General features: G+C 66.7%; 21 protein-coding genes. 12 read left to right on the top strand and 9 right to left on the bottom strand.

Going from position 1 to position 26,944, the window contains the following annotated elements; all coding sequences use genetic code 11:
* The first annotated feature begins 175 nt into the window (after nucleotides 1-175).
* From OKW27_RS20395 to OKW27_RS20385, 3 genes are all read left to right on the top strand, one after another.
* Entirely contained in the window at nucleotides 176-838 is a 663-nt protein-coding gene (locus tag OKW27_RS20395) for a response regulator (protein ID WP_429334687.1), read from the top strand.
* Nucleotides 835-2,199, top strand: a complete 1,365-nt coding sequence (locus OKW27_RS20390) for an ATP-binding protein (protein ID WP_429334686.1) — start codon at nucleotides 835-837, stop codon at nucleotides 2,197-2,199. The genes OKW27_RS20395 and OKW27_RS20390 overlap by 4 nt, the downstream gene beginning before the upstream one ends.
* 90 nt (nucleotides 2,200-2,289) lie before the next feature.
* The gene (locus tag OKW27_RS20385; RefSeq protein ID WP_429334685.1) at nucleotides 2,290-3,192 is read left to right on the top strand and encodes a ProQ/FINO family protein; all 903 of its coding nucleotides are present in this window, start codon (nucleotides 2,290-2,292) and stop codon (nucleotides 3,190-3,192) included.
* A gap of 27 nt (nucleotides 3,193-3,219) precedes the next feature.
* Here the strand turns inward: OKW27_RS20385 and OKW27_RS20380 are convergent, their stop codons facing one another.
* Together OKW27_RS20380 and OKW27_RS20375 are read right to left on the bottom strand one after the other, a co-directional pair.
* Nucleotides 3,220-4,569 (bottom strand): TAXI family TRAP transporter solute-binding subunit, encoded by a 1,350-nt coding sequence (locus tag OKW27_RS20380; protein WP_429334684.1) that lies wholly within the window; start codon nucleotides 4,567-4,569, stop codon nucleotides 3,220-3,222.
* 131 nt (nucleotides 4,570-4,700) lie between these two features.
* On the bottom strand, nucleotides 4,701-5,588 hold the full coding sequence (locus OKW27_RS20375; protein WP_187612768.1) for a LysR family transcriptional regulator: 888 nt from the start codon (nucleotides 5,586-5,588) through the stop codon (nucleotides 4,701-4,703).
* A 196-nt stretch (nucleotides 5,589-5,784) separates the two neighbouring features.
* Between OKW27_RS20375 and OKW27_RS20370 the strand changes: the two genes are divergently transcribed.
* Both OKW27_RS20370 and OKW27_RS20365 read left to right on the top strand, forming a co-directional pair.
* The gene (locus OKW27_RS20370; RefSeq protein WP_429334683.1) at nucleotides 5,785-5,985 is read left to right on the top strand and encodes a hypothetical protein; all 201 of its coding nucleotides are present in this window, start codon (nucleotides 5,785-5,787) and stop codon (nucleotides 5,983-5,985) included.
* 420 nt (nucleotides 5,986-6,405) lie between these two features.
* Complete coding sequence (locus OKW27_RS20365; protein WP_187612769.1) at nucleotides 6,406-7,152, top strand: glucose 1-dehydrogenase; 747 nt, start codon at nucleotides 6,406-6,408, stop codon at nucleotides 7,150-7,152.
* 115 nt (nucleotides 7,153-7,267) lie between these two features.
* On the opposite strand, the gene OKW27_RS20360 is transcribed toward OKW27_RS20365, so the two are convergent.
* Nucleotides 7,268-8,167 carry a LysR substrate-binding domain-containing protein gene (locus OKW27_RS20360; protein ID WP_429334682.1) on the bottom strand — a complete coding sequence of 300 codons (900 nt, stop codon included), beginning with the start codon at nucleotides 8,165-8,167 and terminating at the stop codon, nucleotides 7,268-7,270.
* Nucleotides 8,168-8,285: 118 nt separating this feature from the next.
* Between OKW27_RS20360 and OKW27_RS20355 the strand changes: the two genes are divergently transcribed.
* Nucleotides 8,286-9,536, top strand: coding sequence for a 2-aminoethylphosphonate--pyruvate transaminase (locus OKW27_RS20355; RefSeq protein WP_429334681.1), 1,251 nt, complete (start codon nucleotides 8,286-8,288; stop codon nucleotides 9,534-9,536).
* A gap of 62 nt (nucleotides 9,537-9,598) precedes the next feature.
* Nucleotides 9,599-10,402 carry a phosphonoacetaldehyde hydrolase gene (gene phnX, locus OKW27_RS20350; protein WP_429334680.1) on the top strand — a complete coding sequence of 268 codons (804 nt, stop codon included), beginning with the start codon at nucleotides 9,599-9,601 and terminating at the stop codon, nucleotides 10,400-10,402.
* 4 nt (nucleotides 10,403-10,406) lie between these two features.
* Here the strand turns inward: phnX and OKW27_RS20345 are convergent, their stop codons facing one another.
* Nucleotides 10,407-11,336, bottom strand: a complete 930-nt coding sequence (locus OKW27_RS20345) for a LysR family transcriptional regulator (RefSeq protein ID WP_090805804.1) — start codon at nucleotides 11,334-11,336, stop codon at nucleotides 10,407-10,409.
* Nucleotides 11,337-11,947: 611 nt separating this feature from the next.
* Here OKW27_RS20345 and argG point away from each other — a divergent pair.
* From argG to OKW27_RS20320, 5 genes are all read left to right on the top strand, one after another.
* Nucleotides 11,948-13,282: an argininosuccinate synthase gene (gene argG, locus OKW27_RS20340; RefSeq protein ID WP_090805205.1), complete on the top strand. Its 1,335-nt coding sequence runs from the start codon at nucleotides 11,948-11,950 to the stop codon at nucleotides 13,280-13,282.
* A gap of 179 nt (nucleotides 13,283-13,461) precedes the next feature.
* On the top strand, nucleotides 13,462-14,493 hold the full coding sequence (locus tag OKW27_RS20335; RefSeq protein WP_429334679.1) for a diguanylate cyclase: 1,032 nt from the start codon (nucleotides 13,462-13,464) through the stop codon (nucleotides 14,491-14,493).
* A 157-nt stretch (nucleotides 14,494-14,650) separates the two neighbouring features.
* Complete coding sequence (locus OKW27_RS20330; protein WP_429334678.1) at nucleotides 14,651-16,186, top strand: transglycosylase SLT domain-containing protein; 1,536 nt, start codon at nucleotides 14,651-14,653, stop codon at nucleotides 16,184-16,186.
* 35 nt (nucleotides 16,187-16,221) lie between these two features.
* Nucleotides 16,222-16,506, top strand: coding sequence for a BBE domain-containing protein (locus OKW27_RS20325; RefSeq protein ID WP_429334677.1), 285 nt, complete (start codon nucleotides 16,222-16,224; stop codon nucleotides 16,504-16,506).
* A gap of 201 nt (nucleotides 16,507-16,707) precedes the next feature.
* Nucleotides 16,708-18,831: a D-(-)-3-hydroxybutyrate oligomer hydrolase gene (locus OKW27_RS20320; RefSeq protein ID WP_429334676.1), complete on the top strand. Its 2,124-nt coding sequence runs from the start codon at nucleotides 16,708-16,710 to the stop codon at nucleotides 18,829-18,831.
* Nucleotides 18,832-18,940: 109 nt separating this feature from the next.
* On the opposite strand, the gene OKW27_RS20315 is transcribed toward OKW27_RS20320, so the two are convergent.
* The 5 genes from OKW27_RS20315 to OKW27_RS20295 all read right to left on the bottom strand — a co-directional run bounded on the left by OKW27_RS20315 (nucleotide 18,941) and on the right by OKW27_RS20295 (nucleotide 26,647).
* Nucleotides 18,941-21,808, bottom strand: coding sequence for an Hsp70 family protein (locus OKW27_RS20315; protein ID WP_429334675.1), 2,868 nt, complete (start codon nucleotides 21,806-21,808; stop codon nucleotides 18,941-18,943).
* A 5-nt stretch (nucleotides 21,809-21,813) separates the two neighbouring features.
* The gene (locus OKW27_RS20310; protein WP_429334674.1) at nucleotides 21,814-23,661 is read right to left on the bottom strand and encodes an Hsp70 family protein; all 1,848 of its coding nucleotides are present in this window, start codon (nucleotides 23,659-23,661) and stop codon (nucleotides 21,814-21,816) included.
* Complete coding sequence (locus OKW27_RS20305) at nucleotides 23,658-24,257, bottom strand: DUF2760 domain-containing protein (protein WP_184022779.1); 600 nt, start codon at nucleotides 24,255-24,257, stop codon at nucleotides 23,658-23,660. The genes OKW27_RS20310 and OKW27_RS20305 overlap by 4 nt, the downstream gene beginning before the upstream one ends.
* 334 nt (nucleotides 24,258-24,591) lie before the next feature.
* Entirely contained in the window at nucleotides 24,592-25,188 is a 597-nt protein-coding gene (locus OKW27_RS20300) for a hypothetical protein (RefSeq protein WP_429334673.1), read from the bottom strand.
* Between the two features lie 214 nt (nucleotides 25,189-25,402).
* Nucleotides 25,403-26,647, bottom strand: a complete 1,245-nt coding sequence (locus OKW27_RS20295) for a tyrosine-type recombinase/integrase (RefSeq protein ID WP_429334672.1) — start codon at nucleotides 26,645-26,647, stop codon at nucleotides 25,403-25,405.
* Between the last annotated feature and the right edge of the window lie 297 nt (nucleotides 26,648-26,944).

Raw genomic sequence — 26,944 nt, 5'->3', positions numbered from 1 at the left:
AACGCCGGCAGCAGCAACAGCACGAGCGGCAACTGCACGATAAGACAGGCTTAACGTCGAATCGCGCGAGCCGGGCCGTGCGAAAGCGACGCGTCGTCCGTACCCCGTAAGGGTTGGTTAAGCTGCGACGGCCGATAATGCGGCGGCCAAAACCGCACCAAGGAGAGGAGAGGCCATGCGCCTGCTACTGGTCGAAGACGACGACATGATCGCGGAATCGGTGTTGGGCGCGATGCGCCGCGCCGGCTACGCGATCGACTGGGCCGAGGACGGCCGCGCGGCGGAACTGTCGCTCGATAACGGCGTGTACGACCTCGTGCTGCTCGACCTCGGCCTGCCGAAAATAGACGGCATCGACGTGCTGAACGCGTATCGCCGCAACGGCGGCGCGGCGCCCGTGATCATCCTGACCGCGCGCGACGCGGTCGACGAGCGCATCCGCGGTCTCGACGCCGGCGCCGACGACTACCTGATCAAGCCGTTCGATCTCGACGAACTGGCCGCGCGCATTCGCGCGCTGCTGCGCCGGCGCACCGGCCAGAAGCAGCCGGTCTACAGTCACGGCGACCTGACGCTCGACCCCGCCGCGCATGAAGTCACCAAGGACGGCGTGCCGCTGCCGCTGGTGCCGCGCGAATTCGCGTTGCTGCAGGCGCTGATCGAGGAGCCGACCCGCGTGTTCACGAAGGCCGAGCTCGAAGAAAAGCTGTACGGCTGGGGCGAGGAAGTCGGCAGCAATACGATCGAAGTGCATGTGCACAGTCTGCGGCGCAAGATCGGCGCGGACCAGATCGTGACCGTGCGCGGGGTCGGCTACCGCCTGAAGAGGTGCGGATGACGTCGATTCGCCGCTGGCTGCTCGGCTGGCTGATCTTCGGCATGGCGGCGGCGTCGATGATCGCGGCTTTCGCGATCTTCCATACCGCGCGGCGCGAGGCGAGCGAGCTGTTCGACTACGAACTGCGCACCGTCGCGCTGTCGCTGCCGTCGGCGCTGAGCGGCGCGGGCAGCCGCGAGCGGCGGGAACCCGACCTCGGCGATCTCGCCGACGACCGCATCGTCATCGAGATCTGGGACCGCAGCGGTACGCTCGTCTATCGCTCCGCGCAGGCGCCGGTGTTCGAGCGTCTGCCGCCGGGCTTTCACACAGTGCCGCGCGGCGAATACCACTGGCGCATCTTCGGCGTCGCGCAGACAGACCGCTACGTGCAGGTCGCGCAACCGGTCTCGGTGCGCGAAGAACTCGCGTTGCAGCTCGCGCTGCACACGCTGTGGCCGCTCGGCGTGCTGCTGCCGGTGACGATCGCGCTGGTGCTGCTGGTGGTCGCGCGCGGGCTCGCGCCGATCGGCGGGCTGTCGCGCGCGCTCGCGACGCGTTCGATCGATTCGCTCGAACCGCTGCGGCTCGACGGCAACCTGCCGGTCGAAATCCGGCCGCTCGTCGAAGCGCTGAACGATCTGCTGCAACGGTTGCATACGGCGTCGCAGGCGCAGCGCACGTTCATCGCCGATGCCGCGCACGAGCTGCGCTCGCCGCTCGCGGCGCTGAAGCTGCAACTGCAGGCGGCGTCGCGCGATGGATCGCTGAGGGGCGAGGGGCAGACGCTCGAGCGCGTCGAACATCGGGTGAACCGGATCATCCACCTCGTGCAGCAACTGCTGACGCTCGCACGCGAAGACGCGCAGCCGGTCACGTCGACGGTGCCGGTCAGCCTGCGCCGCATCGGCGAGCAGGCAGTCAGCGATTGTTCCGTGCTCGCGGAGTTGCGCGAGATCGATCTCGGCCTCGAATGCGAACACGCGCGCGCGCCGAACGACGCCTATACCGTGCTCGCGGAGCCGCACAGTATCAGCGTGTTGTTAGGGAACCTGATCAATAACGCAATCCGTCATACGCCGGCGGGCGGCCGTGTCGACGTGGTGCTGCGACGCACGGGCGAGCGCGTGGGCTTCGAGGTCGTCGACAGCGGCTCGGGAATGCCCGAGGCGGAACTCGAACGCGTGTTCGACCCTTTCTATCGCGGCGACGAGTCGAAGGGCGAGGGCAGCGGGCTCGGTCTCGCGATCGTCGCGCGGATCGCCGAGCGGCATCAGCTCGGCCTGTCGCTGAGCAACAATGTCGGGGCGCCCGGTTTGCGGGTGTCCGTCACGGGGCTGCGCGCGCCCGCCGCCCACGCGCCCGTCACGGCCGCGAATTGACGATCGTCATTGCGGCTCGGGTTGTCACAAGCACGTAGGCGCACGCTGCTACAATCTCATTTTTACGGATCGACAGATTGGTTGTGCACTATGGGTTTCGAACAACTCGCTGAACTGAAGAAGCAACTGGCCGCGGCGCGTGCCGCCGCAGAGTCCGCCGGCAAGCCCGATCGCAAATCGGCCACGCGCCCCGCTTCGAAGTCCGCCGGCAAGCCCGCTTCAAATTCAGCGGCACATCCTGGTTCACATGCCGACCGTGGTGCCAATCCGGGCACGAAGCCCGGTGGCCGGCCCGGCGCGAAGCCGGCCGCAAAGGCCGGCGCTCGCCCGGACGGCAAGCCAGGTACGCGAGCCGGCGGCCCGCAGCCGGCGCGCCACACCGCGCCCGCCAAGCCGGCGGTGGACGCCAAGCCGGTGGACCCGGTGGTGCGCTCGATCGGTCGTCTGCAAAAACGTTTCCCGGTCGCTTTCCCGAAGAATCCGGCCCCGAAGCTGCCGCTGAAGATCGGCATTTTCGAAGACCTCGTCGTGCATGCGAAGGAACTGTCGATGAGCGAAGCCGAGCTGCGCGACGCGATCAAGACGTGGTGCCGCGGCGGGCGCTACTGGAAGAGCCTCGTCGAAGGCGCGGCGCGCGTCGACCTGGCGGGCGTCGAAGCCGGCAAGGTCACGGCGCAGGAAGCGGCGGGTGCTCAGCGCCTGCTCGCGCATCGCGCGGCGAAGGGCGCGCAGAAGGCCGCCACCGCGACGGCAAGCGCGCATGCGCCGACCGATGCAGGTACGCCGGCCGAGGGCGCGGCCGCTGAAGCGTCACATGCCGAAGCAGCGGTAGCGGCAGTTGCGGAACAAGCGGCCCGCCAAGCGGATGTCGCTGCTGCGTCGCCGGAAGCCGTAGCGGCGGATGCCGCCGGGAGCGCGGACACCCAGGCGCAGACCAGCGCGCAATACGAACCGCAAGCCACGGCTCCCGCCTCGCCCCCCTCCCAAGCCTAACCTTGGCACAGCCCGTCATGGCCTCGATCACGAGGCCATGACGGGCGGCGCAGCCGTCAACCGGCTGCGCACGAATCCCACATGCTCGCGCAGCACGTAAAACGCATCCGCATACGCGAGCGGCATGCGCAGGTGGCTCAGCGCCGCCTCGATCTCGTCCAGTTGCCCCAGTAGCTGCGTGCGCTCCTCGTCGGTTGCGCCGGCGAGCGCGTGCCGTTCGATCGCGATCAGGGAACCGTAATAACGATAGATGCGCGAGCGCACCCGCCACCGGTACAGCGCCGGGATCACGCGCATGGCGGGCAACAGCAGCACGGCGACCGGCAATAGCAGGAAGAGCGTACGATCGCCGATGCTTGCGAGCCAGAAAGGCAGCGTCCGATACAAAAAGCCCTTGCCGGTCCGGTAATAGCGCTGCGCGTCTTCGCTGATCGGATATTCGTGCTCGACCGGGTTCGGGAACTGGCCGGCGTGCTGCAACAGGCCCGCGGCGCCGTGCACTTCCTGCGCCGCCTCGATCAATAGATCCGAAATCGCCGGATGCAGCGTGCTGCGCGCGACGAGTTCGACCGTCGGACTAATCAGGTGAACGGTCTCGGGCGGAATGCGCCGCTTCAGATCGAGCACGCCGGGCGGCAAGTCGATCTGGTCGAGAAACGGAAAGACGCGTGTATAGGCGCTCGCTTCGTCGAAATTCATCACCGAGATGCCGGGTACGCGCAATAGCCGCAGCATCAGGTCGCGCGTGGCCGAATCTCCGCTCAGAATCGCCGCGTCGACCTCGCCGGCAACCAGCTGCGTGGCGGCCTGCAGGCCGTCGCTCGGCACTAGTGTCGTGGCGCCGCCGGGCTCGATGCCGTTCGCCGCGAGCAGTTGGAGCGCGAGCAGCCGCGTGCCGCTGCCTTCGCGGCCGACCGCGATCCGCTTGCCTTCGAGCTGCGCCAGTTGCGTGAGCGCCGCGCCGCGATAGAACACGACGATCGGCACATAGCACACGCTGCCGAGCGACACCAGCGACGAAGTATCGAGCCCTTCGGCCACCCCACCCTGCACGAGAGCGATATCGACGTGCTGCTTCGGATCCAGCAGCCGCTGCAGGTTCTGCACGGAACCTTCGGATTCGAGCACGTTCAGGCGGATGCCGTTGCGCGCGAGGATCTTGCGGTACTGGTTCGCGGTGACGACGAACGAGCTGTCGCGCGGGCCGGCGCTGATCGTGATCGTGCGCGGCGGCGCCGGATTGGCGATCCAGACGATCAGCACGATCGCGAACGCGATCAGCAGCGCCGTGACGAAGTAGGGCAGCAGGTGCTCGCGCCATTCGGCGCGCGTAGGTTCGGCGGGAAAGTGCGGAGGCCGCGGACGCTGCGCTTTCATGAAGACTCCGTGCGGGAAGCCAGGTGAAGGCATTGTCGCCTGTGCGGGGCGGCTTTGCCGTCGACGGTTCGCTCTATTGACCGGGCGCGCGGCGCCGCGGCGCCGCGTCGCCGTGCTCACGCACGCGGCGCTCAAACGCGCTTGAACAACTGCCGCGCGAGCGAGCACATCAGCAGCGTCGCCGGCGATTCGTCCTGCAGGCGCCGGCTCATGATGATCGGCGACGCGGCGCTTGCCGACGGAATCGGCCGGTACGCGACGCCATGCGCGCGCAAGCCCTCGACGCTCTCCGGCACGAGACACACGCCGACCTGCGCGGCGACCAGCCCTAGCGCGGTCTGCAACTCCCGCACTTCATGGATCGCTTTCGGCTCCAGCGCCTGATCGTGCATTGCCGAGATCTGCTGGTCAGCATAGCTCGGCCGCGGCGTGCTCGGATAGACGATCAGGGTTTCCTCGGCGAGCGCGGCAAGCGTCAGCGGCTTCTTTTGCCGCGCGAGTGGATGATCCTGCGGCAACGCGGCGATCATCCGTTCCTCGACCAGCACTTCGCGCGCGAGTTGCGCATCGTCGAAGCGCAGCCGGCCGAAGCCGACGTCGATGCGGCCACCTTTGAGCGCGGCCAACTGCTCGATCGTGAACATCTCGATCAGCGACAGCTCGATGTGCGGCGCGGCCTCGCGAAACGAGCGGATCACCGCGGGCAGCGCGCCATACAGCGTCGACGGCACGAAACCGATCACGATGCGTTCCGCGAGTTGCGCGAGCCGGCGCGTGAGCGGCGCGAGCTCGTCGGCTTCATCGACCAGACGTTTCGCCTGCGTGTAGAAAATGCGGCCGGCTTCGGTGAGCCGCAACGGCCGCGAGCCGCGCTCGAACAGCGGCAGGCCGACACTTTCCTCGATCTGCTGGATCTGCCGCGACAGCGGCGGCTGTGTCATATGCAGACGATTGGCCGCCCGCGTGATGTTCATCTCCTCGGCGACCGCGATGAAGTAGCGAAGTTGGCGAAATTCCATGCATGCCTCTGAGATGTGATGCGTCGGCGATTGGTGTTGCGTTGGTCTGCTGCGCCTTGGGCGCTGCCGGTTGCGGTACGGTGCTGCCGCCGCGGCGCTGCGCGAGGGCAACGAATGATAGCAACAGCGCCGCTCAATACCGGCCAGATGACGCACGAGCGCGTTTTCCGCGCGCGGCAGCGCATTCAGCTCGCGCATGCTGTTGCCGTCGTTCGTCACCAACGGGTGGCAGCTGTTTGCGGGATCGGGCGTGCGCGCGTTCGTCGGACGCTTATGGCCGATGCTGGCGGGCATCGTACTCGGCACGCTGGTTGCGGTAGTTCGGTCAGCGCGTGCGCGGTTCTTTATCTGTCTGCTCGGCCCCGGCGTTCAATCGATGGCGCGCGCATCTGTTTAAAAGACGTTGGGAGCAGCGGATCGCGGAGGAGGGAGATCGTGTGGCAAATTATTCTCGATACGCTCGGCGCGCTCGCGGTGCTCGCGAGCGTGGCCGCGCACATCGCGCTGCTGCTCGGCAGCGAACAAAAGTGCGATGAATAAAAGCGCTTTGAGTGTGTAGCGCCTGATCGCGCCGCGGCGCAAGCCAAACAGCATCAATCGTCGTAAGCCACGCGTAAACGTGGCCATCGAGGTCTGATGCGAATCGATTGTTCGTCGGAAGCGGCGTATCAATTCGTCTCGAGCCGCTTTATCCGGCCTCGCGGCATGCCTAAATTAACGACCAGTGACAGCGCCACTGCATTTCCGGCTTTTATTGGCGTGGACCCCGCGGCTCCTCGCGAGGCATGCCGGCGCGAACCATTGAAAGGACACGATGATGAGCAAGCTCACTGGCAAGGTAGCGGTTGTAACGGGTGCATCGAAAGGCATCGGAGCGGCGATTGCGAAGGCATTGGCGGCGCAAGGCGCGTCGGTCGTGGTGAACTATGCGTCGAGCCGCGCGGGCGCCGACAAGGTGGTCGCCGATATCACGGCGGCGGGCGGCAAGGCGGTCGCGGTTGGCGGTGACGTGTCGAAGGCCGCGGACGCGAACGGCATTATCGATACGGCGATCGAAACGTACGGGCGGCTCGACGTTCTCGTCAACAACTCGGGTGTCTATGAATTCGCGGCGCTCGAAGAGATCACCGAAGCGCACTTCCATAAGCACTTCGATGTCAACGTGCTTGGGCTGCTGCTCGTGTCGCAGGCGGCGGCCAGGCATCTGGGCGAAGGCGGCAGCATCGTCAACGTGAGCTCGGTCGTGACCCGCATCACGCCGGCGACCACCGCGGTCTACACGGCGACCAAGGGCGCGGTCGATGCGATCACCGGCGTGCTCGCGAAGGAACTCGGACCGCGCAAGATCCGCGTGAATTCGGTGAATCCGGGCATGGTCGAGACCGAGGGCACCCACAGCGCCGGCGTGATCGGCTCGGACTTCGAAACGTGGGCGATCAGCACGACGCCGCTCGGCCGTATCGGCCAACCCGACGATATCGCGGATGTCGTCGCGTTCCTCGCGTCGGATGACGCGCGCTGGTTGACGGGCGAGAGCCTGATCGCGAGCGGCGGGTCGCGTTAAGTCTGAAGGGGTTGCCAACGCTGGTGGCAACCCGCGGAACGATTCGGGGGCGATCGCGGGCGGCGGGGCCGGCAGCATGAAGGCCACGCCGCTCCTTGCAGCGACGGCGCGCGAGCTACGCGCGTTGAACATCGCCCCCCGAGACCTCTGTTTCGGCTCCCGGCAACTCCACCGCAAAAAACGCGTCGAGCAGATTCGAACCCGGCCGCTCGGCGAGCCGCGTCAGCGATTCGATCATCTGCACGCGGCAATCGAGCAGCGGCACCATCCGGATCCGCCGCGACTCGTTGAACTCTGCGCGCGCAATGACGCCGACGCCGATTCCCTGCGCGACCGCTTCCTCCAGCGCCTCGCGGCCATCCACGTACATGACCGGCTCGACTTGCAACGACTCGCGCACGAGCTCGATTTCGAGCAGTTGTTGGGTGACCGATTGCGGCTCGCGGAAGATCATCGGCTGATCGACGAGCTCCGCGTAACTCAGCCGGCGCTTCTTCGCGGCCGGGTAGCTCGCCGGCACCATCGCGACCAGCGGATCGCGCCGCAACACGCGCGACTGCAAGCGGCTATGCACCTGCGGCGCGGCCGTGATCGCCGCGTCGACCGCGCTCGACAGCACGCGCTGCATGCACTCTGCCGCATTGGCGATCGACAGCGTGACGACGATGCCCGGGTGCCGCTGGCGAAACGCGCCGATCAGCGCGACGGCGAGATCGGGCGCATCGGCCGCGAGCGATAGCGAACCCGACTCCAGCCCGCCCGCTGATTCGAGCAGTTGGCGCGCGTCCCGCTCGCAACTGAGCATATGCCGTGTCACGCTGAACAGGCGCAGCCCGAGTTCGGTCGTCTCCACGCCGCGCGGCCCGCGCTCGAACAGCTTGACGCCGTAATCCTGTTCGAGCCGCCGCACGTGATCCGACACCGCCGGCTGCGTCAGCGACAACGCCTGCGCCGCTTTCGAAAAGCCGCCATGTTCCGCGACCGCATGGAACGCCCGCAATTGCGCGTATTGCACGTGTGCCTCGCCAGCAAATAAGTTTTTGCGATACCGTCATCGATTATATCGATTTTACCGATGGACAACGCTTCTGTATCGTGTGAGCTATCGACATAGCGATATCGGAGTGGCGGACATGGAAAGCGCGATCGGCGGTTCGGCGGCGACATTGGCCGTGGCAGCCGCGGCAACATCGACCCGTTGCACCACACCCTGCGCCGCGCCGGCTGGCGGCGAGCCTTATCTGCTGACGCCGGGCCCGCTGACCACGGCACTATCGACGAAACAGGCGATGCTGCGCGACTGGGGCTCGTGGGACGGCGACTTCCGCGCGATGACCGCCGAGTTGCGCGCGAGCCTGCTGGCGATCGCCGGCGACACCGCGGGCGACTACGACTGCGTGCCGCTGCAGGGCAGCGGCAGCTACTGCGTCGAAGCGATGCTCGGCAGCCTGATTCCGCGCGACGGCCACGCGCTCGTGCTCGCGAACGGCGCGTACGGCAAGCGCGCGGCGATCACGCTTGGCTATCTCGGCCGCGCCTGCACACTGCTCGACAAGGGCGACTACCTGCCGCCGCGCGGCCTCGAAGTCGAGCGCATGCTTGCCGCCGATCCATCGATCACGCACGTGGTCGCGATCCATTGCGAAACGAGCTCGGGCATCCTCAATCCGCTCGATGAGATTGCAGCTGCGGTCGCGAGGCACGGCCGCAAACTGCTGATCGATTCGATGAGCGCCTTCGGCGCGGTGCCGCTCGACGTGCGGCAGATCGCGTGCGAGGCGTTCGTGTCGTCGGCGAACAAGTGCATCGAGGGCGTGCCGGGTTTCGGCTTCGTGATCGCGCGCAAGAGCGCCCTGCGCGAGGCGAAAGGCCGCAGCCATTCGCTCGCGCTCGATCTCTACGATCAATGGGAGGTGATGAATCGCACGGGCCAGTGGCGCTTCACGCCGCCCACGCATACGGTGGCCGCGTTCCTCGAGGCGCTGCGTCTCTACCAGCTCGAAGGCGGGCAGCCCGCGCGGCTCGCGCGCTACGCCAACAATCGCGACGTGCTGGTGGCCGGTATGCACGAGCTTGGCTTCGAGCCGCTGCTCAACGGGCGCTGGCGCTCGCCGATCATCGTGACGTTTTTTTCGCCGGCGCATCCGTCGTTCGAGTTCGCGCGCTTCTATGAACTGATGAAGGAGCAGGGCTTCATCATCTATCCGGGCAAGCTGACGGTGGTCGACAGTTTCCGCATCGGCTGCATCGGTCAGGTCGACGAGCAGGTGATGCGACGCGTGGTCGATGCCTGCGCGCAAGCGCTGCGCACGATGGGCGTCACGCACGCGGGGCCGCCGCCCGCCGCGCTCGACGAACGCAAGGCGCTCGCGCAGGCGGCCTGAGCCGCGACAGCAAACCCGCGACGGCAAACCCAATACATTCGGATTCCTGGGGAGTCAAGCAGATGAAACACGTGAAGGCAGTGATTTTCGATTGGGCCGGCACGGTGGTCGACTACGGTTCACGCGCGCCGATGGGGGCCTTCGTCGAGACCTTCGAGCAGTTCGGCGTGCCGATCACGATCGACGAAGCGCGCGGCCCGATGGGCATGGCCAAGCGGCCGCATATCGCGGCGCTGATGGCGCTGCCGCGCGTGGCGCAGGCTTGGGCCGAGCGCCACGGCCATACGCCGACCGACGCCGATATCGACGCCGTGTACGAGGTGTTCGTGCCGAAGAACATCGCGGTCGCGGCGAGCTACAGCGCGGTGATCCCGGGCGTCGCCGAAGTCGCGAGCGCCTTGCGTCAGAACGATATCCGCATCGGCACGACGACCGGCTATACCCGCGAGATCATCGACGAAATCGTACCGGGCGCGGCCGCGCAGGGCTTTGCGCCGGACAGCATCGTGTGCACCGGCGATACGCCGGAAGGGCGGCCGTCACCGTACATGATCTACCGGACGCTGCCGCTGCTCGGCGTGTGGCGCACGAAAGAGGCGATCAAGGTCGACGACACCGAGGTCGGCATCGAAGAAGGCATCAACGCCGGCACGTGGGCGGTCGGTGTCGCGGTGAGCGGCAACGCGTTCGGCATGAGCGAGGCGGAGGTGAAGGCGTTGCCGGCCGACGAATTCGCCGCGCGCCGCAACGCCGCGATGGCCAGGCTGAAGGCGGCGGGCGCGCATTACGTGATCGATAGCGTCGCGGATCTGATGCCGGTCGTGTACGACATCGACGCGCGGCTCGCGCGCGGCGAGCGGCCTTGAAGCGTCACTTGAAGAAACCGACCGCGAGATCGATGAACTCGCGCACCTTGCGCGGCACGAACTCGCGGCTCGGATACACCAGCGACACGGCCACGTCGCCATTGAGCACCGCATAGCCGTCGAGCACGCGCACCAGCGTGCCGGCGCGCAACTCGTCCTCGACCATTTCGAGCGGCAGCAGCGCGATGCCCATCGCGCCCAGCGCGGCCTGCTTCTGCATGATCATGCTGTTGACCGTGAACGATGCATCGATGGCGATGCTCTCGCCGCTGTCGTCGCCGTCCTCGCTCGCGCTTTCGGCATCGCCGTCACCCTTGCGGAAGATCCACATCGGGCCGGTCGTGTCGAACGGCGCGGCAATCAGCCGATGCCCGTCCAGTTCGGCCGGCGTTTGCGGATGACCGGCCTGCGCGAGATACGCGCCCGCTGCCACCGGCACCGCGTGCGAGTTGATCAGACGCCGCGCCACCAGCGACTCCGAGCGGATCATATGCTCGGTCACGATGCCGACATCGAAGCCGCCTTCGAGCAGATCGACCCGTTTTTCCGTCAGCGTGACGCGCAGGTTGACTTGCGGAAAGCGCGCCTGATATTCGGCGAACAGCGGCGTTAGCCGAAACAGCGAAAAACTGCCGAGCGCGACGATGCGCAGGTCGCCCGCCACGTCGCGCGAGGCCGTGGTCGCGCGCGACTCCACTTCCTCCAGTTCGGCGAGCAGCACGCGGCAACCGTCCGCGTATTGCGCGCCGGCCTCGGTCAGCACGACCTTGCGCGTGGTGCGCTGAAACAGGCGAATGCCGAGATGCTGTTCGAGGCTCGACACATGACGCGTGACGACCGACGTCGACACGTTCAGTTGCCCGGCGGCCTGCGCGAAGCTGCCGACATCGGCCACCTTGACAAAGGCCTGCATGGCCTGAAAAAGATTGATCATTCGAGTCCAAAAAACGTCTTTGTTGTAGCGGACGGCGTGGCGCATGCGCGCGGCGGTGCCGCTGACGCAATCGAACGCGAGCGCGAGATCGTCGTCGCGGCGCAGGCCGTAGCGCATCGCGTTCGCGCTCGGGCAGCGCGCCGAGACAGAACGCGTGACTGACCACCACTTGTCCCTGCATGCCGTGCGCGGCGACGCGATCGAGCAGCCCCGATTGCGGAAACGCGACGATCGACACCTCGGCGCGCTTGCCGTCGGCGAGCCGCACGTGGGTGACCAGCGAGGCGTTCGTCGTGGGGCGCGGGGCGGTCGTGGTCATGGGCGGCGGGCAAGGGGAATGAACGGGATGAACGGCCGGTGCGTTGATGCAACCCGCGATGCTACGCTTAGACGATAATAAATCCGCCCCCGTTACGGCAAATACAGCGTGAATTAATCCGGAAATTCGGCGCGGCGAGATTGCGGCGCGAGGCCGCGCCGACCGGCAAAATCCAAGGCCGGACGGCGGTTCACGGTATACTCCCGCGTAACTTGCCTGATCGCCATGCTTGCCCGATACTCAGCTGTTACCCCCAAAATCTCCCCGTACGTCGAGTTTAACGCTACTGCTTATGAGTACAATCCTTGAAAGTCTTCCGATCGGCCAGAAGGTCGGTATCGCGTTTTCCGGCGGCCTCGACACTAGCGCCGCGCTGCACTGGATGCGCAAGAAGGGCGCCGTGCCGTACGCCTACACGGCCAACCTCGGTCAGCCCGACGAAGACGATTACGATTCGATCCCGCGTCGCGCCACGCAATATGGCGCCGAAGGCGCGCGCCTGATCGACTGCCGCGCGCAGCTGGTCGCGGAAGGTATCGCGGCGCTGCAGTGCGGCGCGTTTCATATCTCGACGGCGGGCGTCACCTACTTCAACACGACGCCGATCGGCCGCGCCGTGACCGGCACGATGCTGGTCGCCGCGATGAAGGACGACGGCGTCAACATCTGGGGCGACGGCAGCACGTACAAGGGTAACGACATCGAGCGTTTCTACCGCTACGGTCTGCTCGTGAACCCGGACCTGAAGATCTACAAGCCGTGGCTCGACCAGCTGTTCATCGACGAACTGGGCGGTCGTTCTGAAATGTCGGAATTCATGCGCCAGTCGGGCTTCGACTACAAGATGTCGGCCGAAAAGGCGTATTCGACCGACTCGAACCTGCTCGGCGCGACGCACGAAGCGAAGGACCTCGAAAGCCTCGAGTCCGGCATCAAGATCGTGAACCCGATCATGGGCGTCGCGTTCTGGCGCGACGACGTGCAGATCGCGAAAGAAGAAGTGACGGTCCGCTTCGAGGAAGGCCAGCCGGTCGCGCTGAACGGCCAGACGTTCCCGAACGCGGTCGAGCTGCTGCTCGAAGCGAACCGGATCGGCGGCCGTCACGGTCTCGGCATGAGCGATCAGATCGAGAACCGCATCATCGAGGCGAAGAGCCGCGGCATCTATGAAGCCCCGGGCCTCGCGCTGCTCAACATCGCATACGAGCGTCTGGTCACCGGCATCCACAACGAAGACACGATCGAGCAGTTCCGCGAGAACGGCCGCCGCCTCGGCCGTCTGCTGTACCAGGGCCGCTGGTTCGATCCGCAGGCGATCATGCTGCGCGAAACCGCGCAGCGCTGGGTCGCGCGCGCGATCACCGGCGAAGTGAGCGTCGAGCTGCGCCGCGGCAACGACTACTCGATCCTCAGCACGAAGTCGCCGAACCTCACGTATCAGCCCGAGCGTCTGTCGATGGAAAAGGTCGCATCGACGTTCTCGCCGCGCGACCGCATCGGCCAGCTGACGATGCGCAACCTCGACATCACCGACACGCGCGACAAGCTGCGCATCTACTCGCAGGTGGGCCTGCTGTCGTCGAACGAGACGTCGGCGCTGCCGCAGGTGAAGGGCGACAAGGAGTAAAGCGGCGCGTCTGATTACCTGAACGTCGCATCGATCGATGGGCCGGCTCGCGAGAGCCGGCCCATTTTCTTTGGGGCTCCCGGATGCGCTCCGGCGCCTGGGCGCGATCCCACATTCTGTGCTCAAGTTTCGCTTGCCTATGCCGTTGACATAAGCTAAGCCCATTCTGGAACCCTTCCGTGCAACTCGCTTACAGTAACGACCGTCTCGCCAGCCGGATGCCAGTCGACTCGACCGCCGCCAGCGAACCCGAGGTCGAGTCTTCGGTCATCGAGTGGCTGTTGCACGACGACCAGGTGATGCGCGAGTGCTTCACGCATGCGGCGGAGATTCTGAAGAGCGTGACCGGCGCGGCAATTACCGCGATCGTGCTGCTCGACGAGGAGCATCAGCACTATCGCGCCGAGGTCGGCATGGCGATGCCGCTCGTCACGCGTGCGCGCTCGCTCGCCGACTACGCGGTGCGCGATGCCGACCTGTTCGTGATCGAGGATGCGCACAACGACAGCCGCTTCGGCGAATGCATGCTCGTCAAGCGTCATCCGTTCGTGCGCTTTTACGCGGCGATCGCATTGCGCGCGCCGAACGGCGAGATCGTCGGCGCGCTGTGCGCGATGGACCCGGCGCCGGGCCGGCTCGACGCGGGCCGGCGCGGCGTGTTTTACCACCTGCGCGCGATGATCGAAAACGATCTGAAGATGCGCACGGCCACCGCGATCGATCCGCTCACCCAGTTGTACAACCGGCGCTTCCTGCTCGAAACCATCGCGCGCCGCTGGAAGGAGGCGCGCGACGGCGACGTGATGGGCTCGGTGGTCGTCGACGTCGACTGGTTCAAGCAGTACAACGACACCTACGGTCATCAGGCCGGCGATCACTGTCTGAGTCTGGTCGCCTCCGTGATGCAGGCCGCCGCCGACAGCGAGCGCATCGTGGTCGGGCGCATGGGCGGCGAGGAGTTCGGAATGCTGGTGCTCGAAGCGCAACCATCGATGCTCGAAGACACGCTCGAAACGCTGCGCCAGCGCGTGGCGGACCTCGCGATCGAGCATCGCGCGTCGCCGCTTGGGGTGGTGACGGTCAGCATTGGCGCGTCGCTCACGCGTATCAGCGACCTGTCGCGCCCCGCGCATCGCGACGGTTTCGCGAGCGCTGACCGTGCGTTGTATCGCTCGAAGCATCAAGGACGAAATCGCGTGACGATGGCGTAGCGGGCGTTGGCGATTGCGTCGGTACGGCTCTACCGTCAGTCATGGCGCATTGCTTATAGGACCATCGTCCCATTTTCACCCGTTGCCAGCGTGGCAATATGGATGCGCGTAGTGAACGTCGACGCAGTCGCCGGGTGCGGCAGCAGGGTGTTTTACGATGCGCATCATTCAAACGTTGCTGTACATCGCGGCGTTCTGCTCAGGCATGATCGTCGGCCCCGCGGCGTGCGTCGCCGCCCAAAGTGCCGCCGCGCAGCCGGCCGCCTCGTCGGCCCTCCCGGCATCCCCAACCGCCGCGGCGTCGGCTCCCGCGGCGCGCCGGATCGATCTCGGCAATCAACCGTTCACGGGCGATTTCGACGCCATGCTCGACCGGCGTCTGATCCGCGTGCTGGTTCCCTACAGTCGAACGCTCTATCTGAATGAGCAAGGTCACGAACGTGGGCTGACCGCCGGTCTCATGCGGGACTTCGAGCGTTATGTGAACAAGAAGTACCGGGCGACGCTCGGCAATCGTCCGCTCACCCTGGTCATCATTCCGACGACTCGCGACCAGTTGCTCCCGGGGCTGATAGCGGGCCGGGGCGACATCGCCGCGGGCAATCTGACGGTCACGGAGGTCCGCCTGAAGCAGGTCGACTTCGTGGCGCCGCGTGACCGGACAGCAGTACGCGAAGTGGTCGTGACCGGGCCGAAGTCGCCGGCCCTCGCGAAGCTCGACGATCTCAGCGGTAAGACGGTCCATGTGCGGCCCAGCAGCAGCTATTACGAGAGCCTGAACGCGTTGAACGCGCGTTTTGGCAAGGAAGGCAAAGCTCCGGTGAAACTCGTGCCGCTGCCCGACGCGCTCGAGGACGAGGATGCAATGGAGATGCTCAATGTCGGGCTGCTCCAGATCCTCGTCGTGGACGACTGGAAGGCAAAGGTATGGGCGCCGGTACTGGCTGGAATCGTCGTGCATAACGACATTTCGGTGCGCGACGCAGGCTACATCGGCTGGGCGGTGCGCTTCAAGAGCCCCAAACTGCAGGACGCGATCAACGACTTCTACCTGAATTACGTGAAGAAGCAGAGTGTCGCGGAAGTCCGCCTGCAGCAGGAAATGAAGCGCATCAAGCAGATCTCCAACAATACGGAGTCAGCGGAGCTGAAGCGGTTCGGGGAGACGGTCGGTCTTTTCGAAAAATACGGTGCGCAGTACCGCTTCGATCCGCTTTTGCTGGCGGCTCAAGGCTATCAGGAATCCCAGCTGAACCAGAGCGCCCGCAGTCACGTTGGCGCAATCGGGATCATGCAGTTGATGCCAGCCACGGGGAAGGAACTTGCGGTTGGCGACATCAGGGTGGCGGAGTCCAACATACATGCGGGAGCGAAATATCTCGATGTGCTGATGGCCCGTTACTTTCCCGATGCTCACTTCTCGGAACGGGACCGCTCGCTGTTCGCATTCGCAAGCTACAACGCAGGACCCGCAAAGATCGCCAGAATGCGCAAGGAAGCGGCGGCGCGCGGTCTCGATCCTAACAAGTGGTTCAACAATGTCGAAATCGTAGTCGCCGAGAAAATCGGCATCGAACCAACGACGTACGTGCGCAATGTCTTTAAATATTACGTTGCGTACCGGCTCGTCCGGGAGGCCGAGGCTGCACGCGCTCGCGCTATCGGGCAGATGCGCAAGCAGGGCGGAGCGTGAGGGAAGCGGGCATCTGAAAGCGCTGTCGCAGCGCGGTGGGACTGGCCAAGCTTCCCTTCAACATTCCCGTGGAGATCGAGGCTCGCTCACGCCTCGCTCGATGCAAGCGCTCGAGCGTTCGCGACGGCCGGCGGCGCATACGTCGCCGAGAGCAGCTATTTCCAGGAGGACTGGCAAGCGGCGTATTGGGGGGCAACTATGCACGTTTGCTGTCGATCAAGCAGCGTTACGACCCGCACGGAGTTTTCTTCGTTCGCCACGGTGTCGGCTCCGAAGACTGGAGCGACGACGGCTTCACCCGCATGGCCGATTCCGACTAGCCGGCCGGCTGTTTCGCCCGAATCCTGATGCTCGTTATGTAAGGGTATGACCGTGTATTGACTCCACAGAGAGGTCAATGCACGCTAGCGATGCATCGGTATCCGAAGCATCTCGTTCTGGCGAACCAGATGGAGCGGGGTCGGCAACAAGTTGGGTACCGCTGCCAATACAACGTCGTATAAATGACGGAGACAGAACAGATGACAACACCGAAAAAAATCCCGGCGGCCATGCGCAATCCATGGAGGCTCGGTACCGCGTTGACCGTGATGGCGTCCGCAATCGTGCTGGCGGGCTGTGGCAGCGGCAACGACGGGCTGCAACCGCCGCCGAGCAACGTGCTGCCTGGCTTCATCAAAAGCGCGGTGACGACGAAATCTTATGACGGCAACAGCGACGATCTGCTGACCGCGGGCCTCGGCAAGACCGGCCTCGCATCGGCGACGGCGCCGGCCATCGCGAATGCGGCGCAACCTACGGCCGCCGAATTGCGGCGTCTCGCGATCTGGTCGAACTATCGGGCGCTCGTCGACATGACGGCGAACGGCGGCTATGGACGCTTCTGGGGCCCCAACGTCGACCTGAACGGCAACGACACGCTCGGCGAAGGCAAGATCGCGGGCAAGGAATACCTCGCCTATGCCGATGACGGCAGCGGCGCGCAGAACGTTAGCCTGCTCGTGCAGATTCCCACGAGCTTCAATCCGGACCAACCGTGCATCGTCACCGCGACGTCGTCCGGTTCGCGCGGCGTGTACGGCGCGATTTCGGCGGCCGGCGAGTGGGGCCTGAAGCGCGGCTGCGCGGTGGCCTACACCGACAAGGGCGGCGGCAACGGCGCGCACGAGCTGTCGACGAATCGCGTGACGCTGATCGACGGCACGTTGCAGGATGCGACCGCCGCGGGCACGGCGAGCCTCTTCACAGCGAAGCTCGGCAGCAGCACGCTGGCGGCGTTCAACGCGCAGTTCCCGAACCGCTACGCGTTCAAGCATGCGCACTCGCAACAGAACCCCGAGCAGGACTGGGGCAAGAACACGTTGGAGGCGATCCAGTTTGCGTATTGGGCGCTCAACGATTCGTACGGCGCGTTGAATGGCTCGACGCGCACGGTGCGCTATGCGAGCGGCAGCATCACGACGATCGCCGCGTCGGTCAGCAACGGCGGCGGCGCGTCGCTCGCGGCGGCCGAGCAGGACACGTCGGGCCTCATCACGGCAGTGGTGGTCGGCGAGCCGCAGATCAATCTGCGGCTTGCGCCGCAGGTATCGGTCGCGCAGGGCGGCGTGCCGGTCGGCGCGTTCGGCAAACCGCTCGCCGATTACATGACGCTCGCGAACCTGCTGCAGCCGTGCGCCGCGCTCGCGCCCGCCGCGACCGGCGCGCCGTATCTGAGCGCGCTGCCGAGCGCGACCACCACCGCGCTGCGCACCGCGCGTTGCGCGTCGCTCGCGGCGGCCGGCGTGATCGCGGGAACGGATACGGTGACGCAGGCCACCAACGCGCTCGCGCTGCTGCATCAGAACGGCTATCAGACCGACTCGGACCTGCTGCAAGCGCCGATGTGGGACTCGCAGGCGGTGCCGGCCGTCGCCGTGACCTATGCGAATGCGTATGCGCGCGCAAGTGTCGCCGACAACCTGTGCGACTTCAGCTTCGGCACCACCAGCGCGACTGGCGCAGCCGGCGTGACGCCGGCGGTGTCGCCGATGCTGACGGTGTTCGGCAACGGCAACGGCGTGCCGCCGACCAATGGCATCAACCTCGTCTACAACGCGGGCGCCTCCGGCGCGCTCGATCATCGGCTCGCGACCGCCGATGCGAGCTACGCGGGCGCCGCATGCCTGCGCGCGCGGTGGACAAGCGGTTCGTTGAATGCAAGCGTCGATGAAATTCGCGTGAACGCGAATCTGCATGGCAAGCCGACCATCATCGTGCAAGGACGCGCGGATGCGCTGGTGCCGATCAATCACGCGTCGCGGCCGTATCTCGGATTGAACCAGGTGGTCGAGGGCAGCGCGAGCAAGCTGGCGCTGTACGAAGTCACGAACGGTCAGCACTTTGATGCGTTCCTCGGCGTCGCCGGTTTCGATACGCGTTTCGTGCCGTTGCATTACTACAATCTTCAGGCGCTCAACCTGATGTGGGCTCATCTGAAGAACGGCACGCCGTTGCCGCCGTCGCAGGTGATCCACACGATACCGCGCGGCGGCGTGCCCGGAGCCGCACCGGCGCTGACCACGGCCAACCTGCCGGCGATCGCGGCGAGCCCGGGTGTCAATGCGATTTCCGCAACGAATGGCGCCGTGAACGTGCCGAATTGAGCGGCGCGTGCTGAAGCAATGCGCGCACACAGGTATCCGCCTGGGTGCGCGTTGCGGTGCATCTGGACGCCGCACGAGCGGTGCTGAGCTTCGCGCCGCGCAACACGCTTTAGCCGCCGATCAGCTTCAACCCGACCGGCAGCGATTCGCCGAACACGCGACCTTCGTCGGCGTTATCGAGCGCGACGACTTCGCTGACCATCGTGACCCAGGCGCGCGGCGCGCTCGCCGCTTCGAGGCGTCGCACGACGCTCGCGCGCAGCGCGTCGGGCAGATCGCGTGAGCGGTCGCCGGTCATGCGGGCGATCTGGACGGCCGCGAACGCGGCGGGGTCGACCTTCTTCCAGTCGAGCGCGAGGATCGCATCGAGCCATTGCGCGGCGACCTCGGGCGGCACGACGCTATGCGCGCTGCCGTAAAACGGCTGGCGCGCGCCGATCCGTCCGACCGCCCACCAGCTTTGATGGTTTTCCGCGGGTTTTTTCAGGCGCGCGAGCACCGCCTCGCCGAGTTCGATCTTGCGTTCGGCCGGAATCCGTTCGAGCGATGCGGACAGGCGCACCATATCGGCGAAGCCGGTCTTCGCGACATCGAACGGCAGCTTGTGACGCGATTGCGCGGCCTTCTGCAGATAGTCCATCGCGTCGAGCACGCGCAACTGAGCATCTTCGCCGAGGCCACCGGCCGCGCGGCGCCACAGCGTCCACCATTCCGACCATACCTGGCTGTCGCTCACGTACTGGATGCCATCGTCGAACAGCGTCCACAGTTGCTCGACGCGCCATTCGTCGAGCGGATAACCGAAGCCGGGCCGTACGCAATAGCCGGCCAGATTCAGCCACAGCCGTTCGTGATCGGCCGAGCGGCGGCGGCGGCGCGCGCGCTCCCACAGCGCGCCGAACAGCTCGCGCAGCAACGCGCTGTTCCAGCTGTCGCGCGGGCCGAGCAGATGTTCGAGCTGCGCGCGCAGTCGTTTGATCTCCTTCGGGTCGACGTTTTGCGCGCGGGCGCCGAAGCAACGGTCGATCAGTTCGATCGCGCGATCGAGCGCCGGGTGGCGTTGCGGTGCGCCCTCGGCGGATAGATCCACTTGCGCGTCGGCGTGGCGCAGCTGGAATTCGAGCAGCCAGCGTTGCGACGGCTCGTCGAGCTCGATGCAATGGACGTCGAGCGTGCCGACCTCGGTCAGCGACGTCGCGATGCGCACGGCGGTTTCGCGAGCGCGATGGCCGTCGCGTGGCTGGACGATCGTCGCGATCGGCGGCAGACGCACGAAGTCGCCGCCCGCGAGGTCGACCAGTTCGCCGGGCTGATACGCGGTGTCCGCGCTCGACGACACCAGGTGAAAGCGCACCGGATGCCCGAGCCGCAGCGCGAACGTGCGCTCCGCGATCAGAATCTCGTGACCTTCCTCGGTGCCGCGCGGCAGCAGGCAGATGCCGCGTTGCGCCGGCGCCGCGTCCGGCTCGGCGTTGTCTTTGCCGGCCGGCGTTTCGTCGAGCACCAGAAAATAGCTGCGCGGCGAACCGCCGCCGATTTTCGGCGCGAAGCCCGCGCGCGCGAGCGTATAGGCGACCGCGCCGCGCGCGACCGCGACGTCGGGGTCGTCGTTGCGCAGCACGTTGAGCGGCGCGCCGCGCCACCCGCCGAGCGTGTCGGCCAGACGCCGCGACAGCGCGTCGGCGCGGAACACGCCGCCGTTGAGCAGCAGCGTGTCGGGAACGGGCAGGGCGGCTGTGCCGGATGCGTCCGGCGTGCTGGAATCCGCCCCCAGGGCCTTGCGCGACTGCGCGGCGAAACGTTCGAGAAATGCCGCGATATGCCGCGTGACCGCCGCATCGGTCGCGTACGGCAGGCCGAATTCGACGATCGCGCCGCGCGGCCGGCCCGGACGCTCATCGGCGGCCACCCGCGGCAAGAAACCATCGACGATGATCTTCTCGACCTCGTCGCGCGTGACCTGCGTCGTGCGCGCGCCGCCGATCAGCTTCGAGCCCGCGCCGAGCAAGGTGACCGGCGCCGACTCGGGCGCCTGCGCGCCGAGCAATTGCTCCTTCGCGACGCGGCATCGCTCGACCAGCTGCGACAGGCTCGCCGCCGATAGCCGTTGCGGCGCCTGCGCACCGCCGCCGGCATCACCCAACAGCCGCGCCTCGACCAGATGCGCGAGCGCGAGGTCCATGTTGTCGCCGCCGAGCATCAGATGATTGCCGACACCGACGCGCGTCAGGCGCGGCTCGCCGTCGTCGGACAGGCCGACTTCGATCAGCGTCAGATCGGTGGTGCCGCCGCCGATGTCGCAGATCAGCACGAGCCGGGTGTCCGCCAACTCGTCGGCAAGCGTGTCGCGATGCCGGAACAGCCAGTCGTAGAACGCGGCCTGCGGCTCTTCGAGCAGCCGCAGCGACGGCAGCCCCGCGAGCCGCGCCGCTTCGACGGTCAACGCGCGCGCGCCTTCGTCGAACGAAGCGGGCACCGTCAGCACGACGTCCTGCTGTTCGAGCGGCGCCTTCGGAAAGTGCTGGTTCCATGCGGCTCGCACGTGCGCGAGGTAGCTCGCGCTCGCCTCGAGCGGCGAAATCTTGCGGACGTCGTCGGGCGCGCCCCACGGCAGGATCGGCGCGACGCGATCGACCGACGCGTGCGACAGCCAGCTTTTCGCGCTGGCGACGAGCCGCCCCGGCACCTGCGCGCCGAGCAGCCGCGCGAGCCGGCCGACCACGACCGGCTGCGCGGCGTCCCCGCCTCGACTCGCCGCCGCGCTCGCGGCGGACCACGGCAACTGCAGATCGGCCGCGCTCAGTTCGCCATCGGCCGCCTGATAGCGCACCGACGGCAACAGCGGCCGAGCGGCGACTTCGCCGGGGCTCACGAGTTGCTCGATCTCGAACACACGAATCTGCTGCGATCCGGCTTGCGCGTACGCGAGCACCGTGTTGCTGGTGCCCAGATCGATGCCGACGCTGTACCGCTTCATGTCAATCACGCATTCGCGTTGCCGCGCACGTCGAATTCGACTTTCCAGCGCTCGTCGGAGCCGCGCGGGATCGCTTCGAGTTCGAGCGTGCCCGCTTCGGTCACACGCGCGTGCAGCTTCACCGGCACGACTTCGCCGGCGGTGCGGCCGGCCGCCGGCAGCGTCGCCTCGATTTCCTCGAGTTCCTGCAACTCCTCGGGGCCCCAGTAATCGAGCAGCGTGCCGACCTGATCCTGACGACGCACCGACGAGCCGAAGAAGCGGAAATGCACGGGCTCGCCGACGACCAGCCCGAACTCCTGCGCGGGCAGCTCGGCGTCGGTGCCTTCTTCCATGCCGAACGGCGCGACGCACAGCGCCTGCACCGGCGGCTCGAGCCCGGGCACGGCCGGCATCGCCGATTCGATCGCGATGTAGTACGCGCGCGCGGTGCCGCCGCGAATCCGCACGCCGCGGCCGCGCCGCACGTAGCCGTAGTAGGCCGCGCCGCGCGCGACCGCCAGATCGAGGTCCGCGCCTTCGAGCAGACGGGCCGGCGCCGCGCCTTCGGTCGCGAGCCAGCCGTTCAGCGTGCCCATGATCCGTTCGACCAGCAGCGTCGACTTGAACACGCCGCCGTTGAACAGCATCGCGGTCGGATGCAGGAAGCTCGCGTTGGGCGCGACATGTTCGCGCAGCCCTTCGAGTTCCGCCAGCGCGCCGACCTGACGCCCGAGGAACGCCGCCAGATGCCGCGTGATGCCCGCGTCCTGCGCATACGGCAGGCCGAGCTGCGTCAGACCGACCCGCGCGCGGCTCACCGGACGCGCGGCGCTGTCGACCTGCGGGAAGAAGCCGTCGAGGATCGTCTGTGTCAGTTCGGCGCGCGTCAGCTCGGTGCGGATCGAGCCGCCGATCAGCTTCGAGCCGCGGCTTGGCACGACGAGCGGCACGGTGTCGGTGGCGGGGTCGCTGAGCAGCGTTTCCTTCGCCGCGCGGCACGCGTAGGTGAGCGCGCGCAGTTGCCACGCGTCGGCCTGGGTGCCCTGCGCGGCGAGCTTGCGCGCGACCACGTGCGCGAGCGCGAGGTCCATGTTGTCGCCGCCGAGCAGGATGTGATCGCCGACCGCGACGCGATGCAGTTCGAGATTGCCGTCGCGCTCGATCACCGCGATCAGCGACAGGTCGGTCGTGCCGCCGCCGACGTCGACGACGAGGATGATGTCGCCGATCTTGACCTGCTTGCGCCACTGCCCGCCGCTCTTCTGGATCCAGCTATAGAGCGCCGCCTGCGGCTCTTCGAGCAGCGTCATGCGTGTGAAGCCGGCGGCCTCGGCGGCCTCCGCCGTCAGCTCGCGCGCCGCGGGGTCGAACGACGCGGGGATCGTCACGGTGACGTCCTGCTCGCCGAACGGCGCGTCCGGATGCGCGTGGTCCCACGCCTCGCGCAGGTGCGTCAGGTAGCGCACCGAGCTTTCCAGCGGCGACACGCGCGCGACTTCGGGCGGCGCGTCGTTCGGCAGAATGCCCGCGCGCCGGTCGACGCCCGGATGGCACAGCCAGCTTTTCGCGCTCGACACGAGCCGGATCGGCGTGCCGGCGCCGCGGCTGCGCGCGAATTCGCCGACCGCGAATTCGCGCTGGCCGGTCCACGGCAGGTAGAGGTCGCCGGAGGCCAGTTCGTCGGGATGCGGCAGGTACAGGAACGAGGGCAGCAGCGGCAGATTATCGATTGCGCCGGGGCCCGTGAGCTGGGCGATCGACAGCACGTCCTGGGTGGTTTTCTCGCCGTCGCTCGCGTGCGTGTCCACGTAGGACAACGCGCAGTGGGTGGTGCCGAGATCGATGCCGATCGAATAGCGTGCGTCGCTCATAGCTCCACCTCCGCCGGTGCGATGACTTTTGCGTTATGACCGTCCGCCAGCTTCGGCAGACGCACATCCTCGACGCGCCAGCCGCGATGGCTGATGCTGCCGTTGAACGGCGCACTGCCGACCACGTTGCCGGTCAAACGGACCGAGCTCGCGTCGAAGCCTGCGGGCAGCGTCACGCGGCTGCCTTCGGCTTCGTCGCGCACCGGGCGGATCGTGAAGTGCTCGCGCAGCGTCGCGCGGCAGCCTTCGTGCACGAGGCGCGCGGCCGCGCCGATGTCGGCGTCGCTATAGGCCTTGATGTCTTCCTCGACGAAATCGATGAAGCGCGCGTCGCGTTGCAGCAGGCCGAGCAGTTGCAGCGCGGCGTCGGGGGAGGCCTCCTTCAGCACCGGCGCGGGTTGCGGCTTCGGTTGCGGGGCGGCGGCGGGGGCCGGGGTTGGCGTGGCGGCGGGGGCGGCTGCCGGGGCCGCGCCGATCTTTTCGCCGTTGCGCAGGCGCAAGACGTCGGCGGCGAAGTCGCCATTGCCGAGAATGCTGAAAAACGTCCCGACGGCCAGCGAAATGCGGCCGAGGAAGGATGGATTCGAATCGCTCATAAAGGCTCCTGATCTGCTCTGTTGGGGACGAGCGGTCCTCGCCGCGCCGCGTGCGCCGGGCAGCGAAGCTGACGGGCCGGGCGGGGCTGTGATGTTGCGGGTCGGCGCGCGGCCCGGGGCGACGATGCAACCGCCGGGCCCGAAAACGGCTTGGGGACGCTTCGCGACCGGGTCGGCCGCGCGTGCGGCGCGCGCAAAACCCGTATTTTGCCTTGCGGCGCGCCCGACGCGGGCAAAGCCGGCAATTCTAGCGGGCAATGGGGTGGGATTGGCGGGGAGTTGGGGGAAGCGGGCGATGCAGGAAGGCGCTTTGGCAGCGCGCCTATCAGCGACGTTACGACTTCTTCGGATCCTTCGACACCCGCTTTGCCGATGGTGCGGGCGCGGGCCTGACCGGCCCGGCGACGTGCATGACGGCGCGGCGCGCTTGTCCGTGCGCGGCCGTCGCGGGTGCAGACCTGACCGGTCTGGTGGCGTGCCTGTCGGCTCGCGGCGGCTGTCCGTGCGCGGCCATCGCCGGCGCGGGGCCGCCCGGGTGCCCGAGCGGCGGATGCGCGCCGCCCGGATGCTCGCCGCCGCCCGGATGCTCCGGCAGATGACCGTCATGGCTCGCCATCACACGATGCAGTTCCTCACGGCGATGGAAAACCTCGGCGCGATGATCGCCATGAGCATAGAACTGGCGATGCCGGACGCCGTCCCGGCCGACGACCCAGATATACGTATCGCCGCCGACGAGCACCACATCGCGATCGACCACATTGGCGACGTACACATCGGTCGGCAACGGCTGATACGCGGTCACGCTCACTTCGTTGACCCGGTTCGGGGCGCTGACGAGCCGGCCTTGCCCACTGGTCACGCAGCCCGCGAGAAAGGTAGCGCACGCAGCCGACGCCAACAGCGCGTTGGTGATGGTTTTCAAGTTCATTCCCCGGTTTGTATTGGTTATTTGTCGAGCGACGCCCGTTTAACGGTCGGCGTTTTGCATTCTTGAGATATGAATCGACGACCTCGGAAACGAGCGGGTAAACGCGCAGGCGCAAACGCGTGCCCGGCGCGCATCGCCTGATGAATTGATCCAACCGGGAAATAGAAAGAAATAACGCAAAAATTCCGGCGCGTTTCACCCACCCGATCCGCGCCTAATTGCCGCCCGCATTGCCGTCTTCAGACTTCGCGTCGTCCCAGTTCATCCGGTGTCGATTAACGGTCTCGGTATGCCGCGCGTCGTCCTCGGTGTGGAGGTAAAGACTGGTCGTATTCAGCGAAACGTGGCCGAGGTTGTCGCGGATCGTGCGCAGATCGACGCCGCCGTCCGCCTGATGCGAACCGGCCGTATGCCGCAGCCAGTGCGCCGACGCGCGCTCGAGCTCGTCGGCGCGATCGGCGAATTCGGGACCGCGCGCACGCAGCCACATGGCCGCGCCCGCGAAGATGCTCTTGATCGCGTCGTGAATCGCCGAGCGCGACAGGCAGCGGTTGCGGCCCTTGAACGGCAGCACGAGCGGCGTTTCCTCGGCGCGGGTCGGCAGCGCGGCGAGGCCATTGAGCGTGCGGTAGCCGCGCAGCTCCTGAACCAGTTCGGCCGACACCGGCACGATCCGCTCCTTGTCGCCCTTGCCGAGCGTCTCGAGCCACCACTGGTCCTGACCATCGGCGCCGAGCCTTCTGAAGAACTGGCCCATCTGCCCGCCGGCCACCTCGGAAATGCGCATGCCCTGCAAATAGAACAGCGTGGTCAGCCAGCGGCAACGCGCGTAGTACGCGCGTTGCGCATCGGTATCTTGCGGCAGCTGCTCGACGAACAGCTTCACTTCGTCCCACAGCGAGGTCGACAGATAGCGCGTCACGCGCGGCGCCGAGCGCTTCGCGCGTTGTCGCAGGAGCGCCATCGGATTGCCGCGCAGATAGCCGGCATTGACGAGCCACGTGAACATCGCGTTCAGGATGATCAGCGCCTGGCGCTGGCTGGCCGGCGACAGCGGCCCGTTGAACGGCCGCCAGCGTGCGTCGCCGCGCGCGTACTTGCCGCCGTTCGCCGACACCCAGCGCGCGGCCGGCTGCGGATCGGCGATGAACGCCTTGAACAGCAGCAGATCCTCGTGCGTCAGCGACGACAGCGGCTTGCCGAGCTGCACGACGGCCCACAGCAGCAGCCGCTCCGCTTCCTTGCGGTAGTTGTCGAAGGTGGTCTTGGTGTCCGCGTAATTGGACAGCCAGGCGCGGACGGCGTCGAGGTCGTTGCGCGCCGATAGCTGCGAGTTTTCCGCCGCGCCGCGATTGGTGCCGTCGCGGCCATCGAGCAGTTCCGGCACGACGAGCGATTCGACGGGCTGGACGGTGGCGAGCTCAGCGTTCGGGGCAGCTTTCGGCACGGCTTTGGACACGGTTCGGGACACTCCTCGGGCGCACGCCGGTTGGCGTCATTCTGCTCCGCTCAGGTGCTGTCAGAAGCGCTTGCCTGAAAAGAAAGCAGTGCCCACTCTGTTGTGGACGAAACGCGAAACCCTATCACACAGTCGGCTGCGCCTGGCGCAAAACAGCCGGGTGCGCTCAAGCTTCGACGCGGTGACGATCGATCGGCATATAGTGATGCAGGGCGGCGCTCGTTTTCCGCCCGCTATAGTCGCCGTCTATTAGTGGCATTGCCGTATTCGAATTCTATTGAACTTGGTCCTCGCCTA

The sequence above is a fragment of the Paraburkholderia sp. 35.1 genome (assembly GCF_050436525.1).
GTDB lineage: Bacteria > Pseudomonadota > Gammaproteobacteria > Burkholderiales > Burkholderiaceae > Paraburkholderia > Paraburkholderia tuberum.
This window is presented reverse-complemented; position numbering and strand designations above follow the sequence as displayed.

What these genes read in the sequence shown, in the direction of transcription:
- OKW27_RS20390 (WP_429334686.1), top strand. Translation starts at nt 835, where the DNA reads ATGACGTCGATTCGCCGCTGGCTGCTCGGCTGGCTGATCTTCGGCATG.
- OKW27_RS20370 (WP_429334683.1), top strand. Translation starts at nt 5,785, where the DNA reads ATGCTGTTGCCGTCGTTCGTCACCAACGGGTGGCAGCTGTTTGCGGGA.
- OKW27_RS20365 (WP_187612769.1), top strand. Translation starts at nt 6,406, where the DNA reads ATGAGCAAGCTCACTGGCAAGGTAGCGGTTGTAACGGGTGCATCGAAA.
- OKW27_RS20395 (WP_429334687.1), top strand. Translation starts at nt 176, where the DNA reads ATGCGCCTGCTACTGGTCGAAGACGACGACATGATCGCGGAATCGGTG.
- OKW27_RS20355 (WP_429334681.1), top strand. Translation starts at nt 8,286, where the DNA reads ATGGAAAGCGCGATCGGCGGTTCGGCGGCGACATTGGCCGTGGCAGCC.
- OKW27_RS20385 (WP_429334685.1), top strand. Translation starts at nt 2,290, where the DNA reads ATGGGTTTCGAACAACTCGCTGAACTGAAGAAGCAACTGGCCGCGGCG.
- OKW27_RS20345 (WP_090805804.1), bottom strand. Translation starts at nt 11,336, where the DNA reads ATGATCAATCTTTTTCAGGCCATGCAGGCCTTTGTCAAGGTGGCCGAT.
- OKW27_RS20310 (WP_429334674.1), bottom strand. Translation starts at nt 23,661, where the DNA reads ATGAGCGACGCACGCTATTCGATCGGCATCGATCTCGGCACCACCCAC.
- OKW27_RS20320 (WP_429334676.1), top strand. Translation starts at nt 16,708, where the DNA reads ATGACAACACCGAAAAAAATCCCGGCGGCCATGCGCAATCCATGGAGG.
- OKW27_RS20305 (WP_184022779.1), bottom strand. Translation starts at nt 24,257, where the DNA reads ATGAGCGATTCGAATCCATCCTTCCTCGGCCGCATTTCGCTGGCCGTC.
- OKW27_RS20375 (WP_187612768.1), bottom strand. Translation starts at nt 5,588, where the DNA reads ATGGAATTTCGCCAACTTCGCTACTTCATCGCGGTCGCCGAGGAGATG.
- OKW27_RS20315 (WP_429334675.1), bottom strand. Translation starts at nt 21,808, where the DNA reads ATGAAGCGGTACAGCGTCGGCATCGATCTGGGCACCAGCAACACGGTG.
- OKW27_RS20300 (WP_429334673.1), bottom strand. Translation starts at nt 25,188, where the DNA reads ATGAACTTGAAAACCATCACCAACGCGCTGTTGGCGTCGGCTGCGTGC.
- argG (WP_090805205.1), top strand. Translation starts at nt 11,948, where the DNA reads ATGAGTACAATCCTTGAAAGTCTTCCGATCGGCCAGAAGGTCGGTATC.
- OKW27_RS20330 (WP_429334678.1), top strand. Translation starts at nt 14,651, where the DNA reads ATGCGCATCATTCAAACGTTGCTGTACATCGCGGCGTTCTGCTCAGGC.
- phnX (WP_429334680.1), top strand. Translation starts at nt 9,599, where the DNA reads ATGAAACACGTGAAGGCAGTGATTTTCGATTGGGCCGGCACGGTGGTC.
- OKW27_RS20380 (WP_429334684.1), bottom strand. Translation starts at nt 4,569, where the DNA reads ATGAAAGCGCAGCGTCCGCGGCCTCCGCACTTTCCCGCCGAACCTACG.